Origin of the sequence: Vibrio sp. WZ-1, from assembly GCF_052037695.1 — a bacterium.
GTDB lineage: Bacteria > Pseudomonadota > Gammaproteobacteria > Enterobacterales > Vibrionaceae > Vibrio.
Map to the genome: position 1 here is coordinate 1 of NZ_JBQEQR010000023.1, position 7,783 is coordinate 7,783.

At 40.5% G+C, this 7,783-nt stretch carries 11 protein-coding genes and 1 pseudogene; 9 read left to right on the top strand and 3 right to left on the bottom strand.

Annotation, left to right across the window (positions count from 1 at the left end):
- Positions 1 to 751 precede the first annotated feature (751 nt).
- The gene (locus ACTS60_RS00335; RefSeq protein WP_230300021.1) at positions 752 to 958 is read left to right on the top strand and encodes a hypothetical protein; all 207 of its coding nucleotides are present in this window, start codon (positions 752 to 754) and stop codon (positions 956 to 958) included.
- Between the two features lie 275 nt (positions 959 to 1,233).
- A complete protein-coding gene (locus tag ACTS60_RS00340; RefSeq protein ID WP_017036770.1) occupies positions 1,234 to 1,581 on the top strand; it encodes a DUF3024 domain-containing protein in 348 nt (115 codons plus the stop codon).
- A 685-nt stretch (positions 1,582 to 2,266) separates the two neighbouring features.
- Here the strand turns inward: ACTS60_RS00340 and ACTS60_RS00345 are convergent.
- Together ACTS60_RS00345 and ACTS60_RS00350 are read right to left on the bottom strand one after the other, a co-directional pair.
- The gene (locus ACTS60_RS00345) at positions 2,267 to 2,584 is read right to left on the bottom strand and encodes a CcdB family protein (protein ID WP_026050327.1); all 318 of its coding nucleotides are present in this window, start codon (positions 2,582 to 2,584) and stop codon (positions 2,267 to 2,269) included.
- Positions 2,584 to 2,829 (bottom strand): type II toxin-antitoxin system CcdA family antitoxin, encoded by a 246-nt coding sequence (locus tag ACTS60_RS00350; RefSeq protein WP_026050326.1) that lies wholly within the window; start codon positions 2,827 to 2,829, stop codon positions 2,584 to 2,586. Before ACTS60_RS00350 ends, ACTS60_RS00345 begins: the two co-directional genes overlap by 1 nt.
- A 226-nt stretch (positions 2,830 to 3,055) precedes the next feature.
- On the opposite strand from ACTS60_RS00350, the gene ACTS60_RS00355 reads away from it, so the two are divergent.
- The 7 genes from ACTS60_RS00355 to ACTS60_RS00385 all read left to right on the top strand — a co-directional run bounded on the left by ACTS60_RS00355 (position 3,056) and on the right by ACTS60_RS00385 (position 7,648).
- Positions 3,056 to 4,195, top strand: coding sequence for a RelA/SpoT domain-containing protein (locus tag ACTS60_RS00355; protein WP_440886735.1), 1,140 nt, complete (start codon positions 3,056 to 3,058; stop codon positions 4,193 to 4,195).
- Between the two features lie 150 nt (positions 4,196 to 4,345).
- Complete coding sequence (locus ACTS60_RS00360) at positions 4,346 to 4,930, top strand: hypothetical protein (RefSeq protein WP_440886736.1); 585 nt, start codon at positions 4,346 to 4,348, stop codon at positions 4,928 to 4,930.
- Positions 4,931 to 5,113: 183 nt separating this feature from the next.
- Positions 5,114 to 5,392, top strand: a complete 279-nt coding sequence (locus ACTS60_RS00365; protein ID WP_191118363.1) for a DUF4242 domain-containing protein — start codon at positions 5,114 to 5,116, stop codon at positions 5,390 to 5,392.
- A 224-nt stretch (positions 5,393 to 5,616) separates the two neighbouring features.
- Complete coding sequence (locus ACTS60_RS00370) at positions 5,617 to 5,874, top strand: type II toxin-antitoxin system Phd/YefM family antitoxin (protein ID WP_005448240.1); 258 nt, start codon at positions 5,617 to 5,619, stop codon at positions 5,872 to 5,874.
- Positions 5,862 to 6,164, top strand: a complete 303-nt coding sequence (locus tag ACTS60_RS00375) for a type II toxin-antitoxin system RelE/ParE family toxin (protein WP_025796191.1) — start codon at positions 5,862 to 5,864, stop codon at positions 6,162 to 6,164. The genes ACTS60_RS00370 and ACTS60_RS00375 overlap by 13 nt, the downstream gene beginning before the upstream one ends.
- A gap of 252 nt (positions 6,165 to 6,416) precedes the next feature.
- Positions 6,417 to 6,761 (top strand): antibiotic biosynthesis monooxygenase family protein, encoded by a 345-nt coding sequence (locus ACTS60_RS00380; protein WP_193303388.1) that lies wholly within the window; start codon positions 6,417 to 6,419, stop codon positions 6,759 to 6,761.
- Positions 6,762 to 6,994: 233 nt separating this feature from the next.
- Positions 6,995 to 7,648 (top strand): hypothetical protein, encoded by a 654-nt coding sequence (locus tag ACTS60_RS00385; protein WP_440886737.1) that lies wholly within the window; start codon positions 6,995 to 6,997, stop codon positions 7,646 to 7,648.
- A gap of 25 nt (positions 7,649 to 7,673) precedes the next feature.
- On the opposite strand, the pseudogene ACTS60_RS00390 reads toward ACTS60_RS00385, so the two are convergent.
- A pseudogene (locus ACTS60_RS00390) lies at positions 7,674 to 7,783 on the bottom strand (IS30 family transposase); the annotation flags it as partial.

Below are 7,783 nucleotides of genomic sequence, written 5' to 3' on the forward strand. Positions count from 1 at the left end.
TGTGTTTGTGGTAAAACATAACAAGCAATTTAAGAGGGATTCTCAACGCTTGGCATTCTTGCTTCTACTTCAAATTTAGTGTTTATGGCACAATGCTTTAGGTGTGGGTGAAGGCGTTGTTCACCCCTTAATTGGGCGTTATGTTTACTTGTATTTCAAGGACTTAAAGTTCTTAGGCTGAAGTTCTTTGTCCCTCTGGCAATCCGTCCCTAGTAGACTCAGCAAATCCGCATTGTCGGTCTAAGTTCTTGAATCTCTCAGCCCGTAAAACATGCCAATGTTCGCGGGTTGCTTCATTGTCAGGTCGTGGCGGTTAGCTTCTTGTTTTATTGGCTCACAGTCGCTTCCAGGTTCTTATCCAAGCAGCATTTCAGCTTGGCAGTTGCCTCGGCAATTTAACATTGTTTTGCGCTTTGGTTGGAAAGACAGGGCGCTTGTTGGGCTTTGTCGTGTTGCCTCATTGGGCAGGGAAGTGGGCTTACTTGTTTTAGGTTGGTCGCCTTTGGTGGCCAAGTCGGCTCATACCTTGTGGTTTGCTTCAGAAAACTGGCCAGAAACCGCAGTTCTTTCTCAATTAAGTCAGTGACTTGTGGTAAAACATAACAATAAATTTAAGAGTGATTCACAACGCTCGGCACTTTCACTTCAAGCCAGTTTAGTGTTTATGGCACAATGCTTTAGGTGAGGTGTTAGCGTTGTTCACACCTTAATTTGGCGTTATATGCTTCCGTCAGTAGAAGGAATAGAACTTATGTCACTCTATGAGAAACGAAATAGCAATTCGCAGCAAGAAGACGCGATGTTAGTTGCTTCGGATTCTTGGTTTACAGTCAAATTTGCCCAAGAAGCAGCAAAGTCTTGGAAGCGTATTATCGTACTCTTCGTTGTTGCCATTCTATGTTTGTTTGCACCAGCATTGGGCCTTATTGTATCTGCTATCAATGCTTTGTTTTCGTAAATACATAGGGAATCGTCTGAAAGGTAGGTAAGTGCCACTTAAAGAAGTCGTATTTTCATATTCAAGTACGCATATAACAATAAATTTAAGAGTGATTCACAACGCTCGGCGCTTTCACTTCAAGGCAGTTTAGTGTTTATGGCACAATGGTTTAGTTAAGGTGTTAGCGTTGTTCACACCTTAATTTGGCGTTATGTACTTTCTCGAAAATTAACCTAGCCAACGTATGAAATTTGGTCGTAAACTTAGCTTAATTAAAGGGTTAGGTGATAGATATGGCATTTTCAGAAATTGAGCAACAGCGTTATAGAAAGGTAGTGGAGAAGTACCTTGATTCTTGTCGGCCGCCAGAAGAGATCCGCAACCAACTTGATATTGGGTATCGGTTAGAGGGGCAAGTTATCGAAATCTTCGAGATACGTCCTAAGTGGAATGATCCATCCGAAAAAATGGAGTGCCCAGTAGCCAAAGTCAAATATTATAAGTCGCGTGACGCATGGAAAATTTACTGGATGAAATCCGACCAAAAATGGCATTCGTATGAGCCAATTCCAGAGATCCAACTTCTAGAAGCTTTCTTGGAAATATTGGAAGACGATACTTATGGGTGTTTCTGGGGATAGAATCAACCACGTACATAACAAACTGTTTAAGAGTGATTCGCAACGCTTGGCGGTTTCGCTTCGCTCAAGTATAGCCAAGTGTCGCTCACACCTTAATGCGGCGTTATGTTTACTTGTAATTCAAAGGCTTAAAATTATTAGGCTCTAGTTCTTTATCCCTCTGGTAATTCGTCTCTAGTAGACTCAGCAAATCCGCATTGTCGGTCTAACTTCTTGAATCTCTCAGCCCGTAAAACATGCGAATGTTCGCGGGTTGCTTCATTGTCAGGTCGTGGCGGTCGGTTGTTTGTGTAACTGGCTTTAAGTCGCTTCTAGGTTCTTAGCCAATTAGCATTTCAGCTTGGCAGTTGCCTCGGCAACTCAACATTGCCTTTCGCTTTGGCAGGAAAGAAAGGGCGCTTGTTGTGATTTGGTCGGGTTGCCTCATTGGGCAGGGAAGTAGAGTTACACGTTTTAGGTTGGTCGCCTTTGTCGGTCAAGTTGGTTTCAGCCTTGTGGTTAGCTTCAGAAAACTAGTTAGAAATAGCAGTTCTTTCTCAAGTAAATCATGTGTTTGTGGTAAAACATAACAAGCAATTTAAGAGGGATTCACAACGCTTGGCACTTTTGCTTCTACTGCAAATTTAGTGTTTACGGTACAATGCGTTAGGTTGGGTGGTGGCGTTGTTCACCCCTTAATTGGGCGTTATATGCCAGTAATCAGGAAGTCGATAGCAGCAATAATCTCGTTTCTAAAAGTGCTCAAATCATTTACCGGATCACGTAAAATCTTAGTTGGCACACTCGCCATTTGGTGAGTTAGGATTACGAAGTCACCTTCATCAATGTGGATCACTGGGCATAGGTGAGTAGGGGCTTTCTTCTCTAACATTTCAACCGGTGTTAATGGAATCACCAGCCGGGTATTCAGTGTATCAAGCATTTCACTTTGAACATCAACAAAGTATGGGTAAGCGGTAGCAGTGCTTTTATCGTTATTTTGGTATAGTGAAAATTGTGACATTAGAATACTCGGTAAGAATCAGAAAACAGACCGTGATTTTCGGTTAGTTCATTGCAAGCGTTGATAGCATCTGCATTTTGCTCTAACCACTCAGTCTTACGGCGCTGATTTACTTCTTTTTCAAGGGCTTTTTCCATTGTTGCCGAGAGGTTTATGTTTAGGCGCTTAGCTTCAGCGAGTAACTCGCTATTTAAGCTTAAGTTTGCAGCTTTCTTGGGTGCTTGCGTACTATATGCGTTTCTCATGATAATTACCTATGCGTATTTATGGTGCGCATTAAGTATAGGCGCACAAAAGGCATATAACAAACAATTTAAGAGTGATTCCCCACGCTTGGCATTTTTAGTTTGGGTTTAGTTTAGTGTTTACGGCGTCCTAGTTGAGTGCAGTGGTAGCGTGGCTCACACCTTAATTGGGCGTTAGTTGCTTATTTTTATAATTTGACCTAAGAAAAATAAAAATGGAGAAGAATTGAGTACACTTAAAGGAAATGTCGCGTATCTCGATAGAGAGGCAGACCAGATGGAGCATTGTAAACTTTTATACTCAAAGAAAGCAGTTCAGCGAGCTGGGGAAAAGTTGATCATTGATAATATTATTAATGAACAGCCAGAAGAGTATAAAGAGAGTATGCAAATCTTATCAAATTGGAGGTCTAGTCATGTGAACGCTCTCAAACACATGGTTGAGAAAGTACATCTTGCATGTGACAAAATTGATAAAAAGCACATTGTAGTTTCTAGGCTTAAACGAACACCATCTATCGTTAGCAAATTGAAGCGCTTTGACAAGATGAAGTTGAGAAACATGCAAGATATTGCGGGTTGCAGAGCTATTCTTGACTCAACAAAGAGTGTTCATAAATTACGTCGAGAACTCAATAAAAATAGAACCTTCAAAGTTACAGATTACATCGAGAAGCCAAAAGACGACGGATATCGTGGAATTCACCTTATAGGTAAATATGAGGATGAAGAAAATGGAATAAATTATCCAGTTGAAATTCAATTAAGAAGTAAAATCCAACACTCTTGGGCGACTGCGGTAGAAATTGTCGATCTCTTTACTAATCAGAGCTTGAAGAGCAACGATGGTAAAAAAGAATGGCTCGAGTTTTTTAAGCTAGTAAGCAATGAATTCAGCAAAATCGAAGGCAAAACTCATGATGAGTTATCAGAATCACTAGAGCAGACTGTAACTTATATAAAGCGCTTAGATGTTCATAAAAAGTTTCAAGCTTTTGCTAGTTCTCTTAAGACAATGGAAAAGCACGTTGAGATCCAAGATGACAGTTACAACTTAATAAAAGTAGACTTTTCCAAAAGTATTGTAAATGTCTGGAGTTATCCCAAAGATTCATTTTCTGAGGCAGCAGATAATTACTTAAAACTTGAGAAACAAGCTGCAAAAAATAGAGAGTTCGTTGTGGCCCTTGTGTCATCGTCATCAATAAATAATTTGAAAGAAGCGTACCCAAACTATTTTGCTGACTCAGCTGTATTTGTTCATAACCTAAAACGTATTGAGCAGGAACATGCGTTAAAGGAAAAGATGAAACCAAATTGGTTTTCTCGCTGGTTGACTTCTGCTGGTTTTACAGGACGCAACTAACAAGCAATTTAAGAGGGATTCACAACGCTTGGCACTTTTGCTTCTACTTCAAATTTAGTGTTTATGGCACAATGTTTTAGGTTGGCTGGTTGCGTTGTTCACCCCTTAATTGGGCGTTATAAGCCACTCTAGTTTTTGGGAGTCATATTAATGAGAGTAGTTGATAAAATACGTATGGTTCTTAACCAAACTAAGAACCAAGGGCACGATGCTATTTCAATAAGTGCATTTGAATCATATCTTTCCGCTATTGAATCAGAAGATGATGAATATAGCCAAAATAGTCAAATGCAATTGGAGCGTGATTTGGCAATATTTAAGGCGCAGAATGATATAAACATTGCTGATGCTAACAATCAGACTGCTAACTCGTTAGAAATGTTTCGTTCCGTTATCACTTCGGGGCAAGCTGCCTTAAAAGCAAGCATGGTTATCAATGGCGGTGCGGCTGTTGCCTTACTAGCTTTTATGGGCAAAATTTGGGGAGATTCCATAATTACGAGTGTCGCACAAAGTTTATCAAGTGCCACATTTCTATTTTGTGTCGGGGTTGTATTGGGTGCATTATCTACTGGAACTACATATTTTTCCCAAGCGTTATATAACGGTAACCAAATTAGGGTCGGTCATGTATTAAATACAATTACCATCATCATGGTATTGGCTTCTTACGGTATATTTATTGTAAGTTCATTTATTGCAGCTAGATCTTTTGGGGTGCATTTTGGCTTATAACAAGGCGTTTAAGGCGGATTCTCAACGCTTGGCGACTTGAGTTCAAATCAGTTTTAGTGTTTAAGGTACAATGGTTTAGGCTTGGTGGTTGGCGTTGTTCACCACTTAACGCGGCGTTAGTATTTCCTGTGATGTATTTAACACTTTTGGTCTAGACTTTATGTGAACCAAAAGGAGGTAGTTATGCCTAAATATGTCATAGAAAGAGAGGTGGAAGGCGCTGGAGACCTATCAGCGGAAGAACTTCAAGGTATCTCACAGAAATCGTGTAGTGTCCTAGAGGCTTTAGGTCCAAAAATTCAGTGGTTGGAGACATTTGTTACTCCAAACAAAATTTACTGTGTTTTTATTTCTGAAGATGAGTCACTGATTCGTAAGCATGCAGAAATGGGAGAGTTCCCAGTTAGTCAAGTAAACGAAATAAAGTCAGTGATTGACCCTACGTCAGCAGAGGTTGCGTAGCTGCAACTATATTGACTGCTTCAGGGGCAATACTAACAATCTGTTTAAGAGTGATTCGCAACGCTTGGCATTTTTGCTATGCGTTGCGTTTTGTGTTTAAGGTGATATGCGGGAGCTTCGGTATTGCGTTGCTCACACCTTAACAGGGCGTTAGCCGTCATGGAGCTTGCCATACTCAAAGTGATAGAATAGTATCACTTTAGTATTCCTTTGGAGCAGCTCTCATGAAAGTAGAACTAGTTACATCACTTAAGCGTCAAGCAACTAAGATCCTCGCCGATCTCCACGACACCAAAGAACCCGTGTTAATTACTGAGCATGGTAAGCCATCTGCGTATCTCGTTGATGTTGATGACTACGAATTTATGCAAAATCGTTTAGCTATTCTTGAGGGTATTGCAAGAGGTGAGCGTGCGCTAGCTGACGGTAAAGTGGTAAGTCATGATGAAGCCAAGGACAAAATGTCAAAATGGCTGAAGTAATCTGGACTGAACCAGCGTTATCTGACCTCAATGATATCGCTGAATATATCGCACTTGAAAATATCGTAGCTGCAAAGCAGTTAGTACAAACGATCTTCTCCAAAGTCGAACGCCTACAAACTTTCCCGGAGTCAGGTCGTATTCCACCTGAACTAGAACATTTAAGTTATCGTGAAGTTGTCGTTAATCCATGTCGCGTTTTCTATAAACAAGACGGTGACAAAGTGTTTATTCTGTTTGTTATGCGTGCAGAGAGAGATTTGCGTAAGTTCTTGTTGAGTAAGCAGTAACCCTTGGGAATGAGCGGCTAACAAACTGTTTAAGAGTGATTCGCAACGCGTGGCATTTTTACTATGCGTTGTGTTTGGTGTTTAAGGTGGTATGCGGAAGCATCGGTATTGCGTTGCTCACACCTTAACAGGGCGTTATGTGAATGGCGAAAAATCACAGAATCTAATCTCTAACTTCTTGCTACAACTCATATTTACAGCAGCTCCAATTCGGTAAAATGCTCGAATATATTAGTCGTAGTCTGGTGAGTTATGATCGCAGTAATTTTTGAAGTACAGGTAGCAGAGGGTAAAACTTCTGAATATCTAGATATTGCAAGTGAACTAAAACCGCTGCTATCAGATATTGATGGTTTTATCTCAATCGAACGTTTCCAAAGTCTAACAAATGACAGCAAGGTTCTATCTTTGTCATTTTGGCGTGACGAAGAAGCAATTCAAGAGTGGCGCAATCTAGAATCTCATCGATTTGCTCAATTAAAAGGTCGTAGTGGTGTTTTTGAAAGCTACAGACTCAGAGTTGCGGGTGTCATCAGAGACTATGGCATGGACATGCGTTCTGAAGCCCCAAAAGATAGTATCGACGCACACGGCTAAAATTCACATAACAATCTGTTTAAGAGTGATTCGCAACGCTTGGCATTTTTGCTATGCGTTGCGTTTTGTGTTTAAGGTGGTATACGGGAGCTTCGGTATTGCGTTGCTCACACCTTAACAGGGCGTTAGGCTTCAGTAAAACTAGACCAATCTCAATATATTGATCTGCGACTTATGAGTTATGTGGACGGGTAGGTATTATGTTGTGCTGATATTGGATAAAGGATTTTTGGATGTCCACGGAAAATGGAAAGCTACAGATAATTTTGGCTGTAATAGGCGCGGTTGGTGTCCTCGGGGCAGCTATCATGGGCAATTGGGGAGAAATCTTCAGTCCTTCACATGCTGAACAACAAGGTGTAGCTTCGTCCTCTGCCGTCTCTGAAGCACCTAAAGTAGAAATGGTTGAAAAATCGAAGTTTGAATCATTACAAGCAGATCATAACAGGGCGCAAGAAAAAATCAAAACGTTGGAAAGCAAACTCACTTTGCAACAAGAAGACAATTTGAAGTTGGAAAATACTATTCGGGCTTTGAACGACACTATCGAAGAGCTAGAAATACCATTTCACCGAATATCTGATACCAAATTAAAGCAGTTAATTAAATTTCATAATGCGACTAAATGCTATGGTCGCAGTTTGAATCTAATTCATGACTCAGGTGAAGAGTACGCTCATTGCGAATCGAAAGAAGATTTGGCGAAAAAACTGCTTATGTTCTTCGAAGAGTTAGAACTGATTCATACTCACTCATCAGACTATTCACGTAGCCGAGCTAAAAAAGCACTAATTCAATTGCAAGGTGATTACAAGTTTAATAAACCTGGTTGGTATAATGATTTGATGTTAGGAATTCTCATCATCGAGTACGCGAAAAAAGCTTAGTATCAAGTTTGAAGTGCGACACTTTTTACAGATGCGCATGAATATACTCCGTTGGTGTCCTATACCCAAGTCTTTTGCGTGGGCGCGTATTTAATTTGTGTGCAATTTCATTGCAGAGCTTCTGTGTTACGTGTG

Excerpts from the sequence above, each read along its gene's own strand:
- ACTS60_RS00340 (WP_017036770.1), top strand. The coding sequence starts at position 1,234 with ATGGCATTTTCAGAAATTGAGCAACAGCGTTATAGAAAGGTAGTGGAG.
- ACTS60_RS00380 (WP_193303388.1), top strand. The coding sequence starts at position 6,417 with ATGATCGCAGTAATTTTTGAAGTACAGGTAGCAGAGGGTAAAACTTCT.
- ACTS60_RS00360 (WP_440886736.1), top strand. The coding sequence starts at position 4,346 with ATGAGAGTAGTTGATAAAATACGTATGGTTCTTAACCAAACTAAGAAC.
- ACTS60_RS00345 (WP_026050327.1), bottom strand. The coding sequence starts at position 2,584 with ATGTCACAATTTTCACTATACCAAAATAACGATAAAAGCACTGCTACC.
- ACTS60_RS00365 (WP_191118363.1), top strand. The coding sequence starts at position 5,114 with ATGCCTAAATATGTCATAGAAAGAGAGGTGGAAGGCGCTGGAGACCTA.
- ACTS60_RS00350 (WP_026050326.1), bottom strand. The coding sequence starts at position 2,829 with ATGAGAAACGCATATAGTACGCAAGCACCCAAGAAAGCTGCAAACTTA.
- ACTS60_RS00385 (WP_440886737.1), top strand. The coding sequence starts at position 6,995 with ATGTCCACGGAAAATGGAAAGCTACAGATAATTTTGGCTGTAATAGGC.
- ACTS60_RS00370 (WP_005448240.1), top strand. The coding sequence starts at position 5,617 with ATGAAAGTAGAACTAGTTACATCACTTAAGCGTCAAGCAACTAAGATC.
- ACTS60_RS00375 (WP_025796191.1), top strand. The coding sequence starts at position 5,862 with ATGGCTGAAGTAATCTGGACTGAACCAGCGTTATCTGACCTCAATGAT.
- ACTS60_RS00335 (WP_230300021.1), top strand. The coding sequence starts at position 752 with ATGTCACTCTATGAGAAACGAAATAGCAATTCGCAGCAAGAAGACGCG.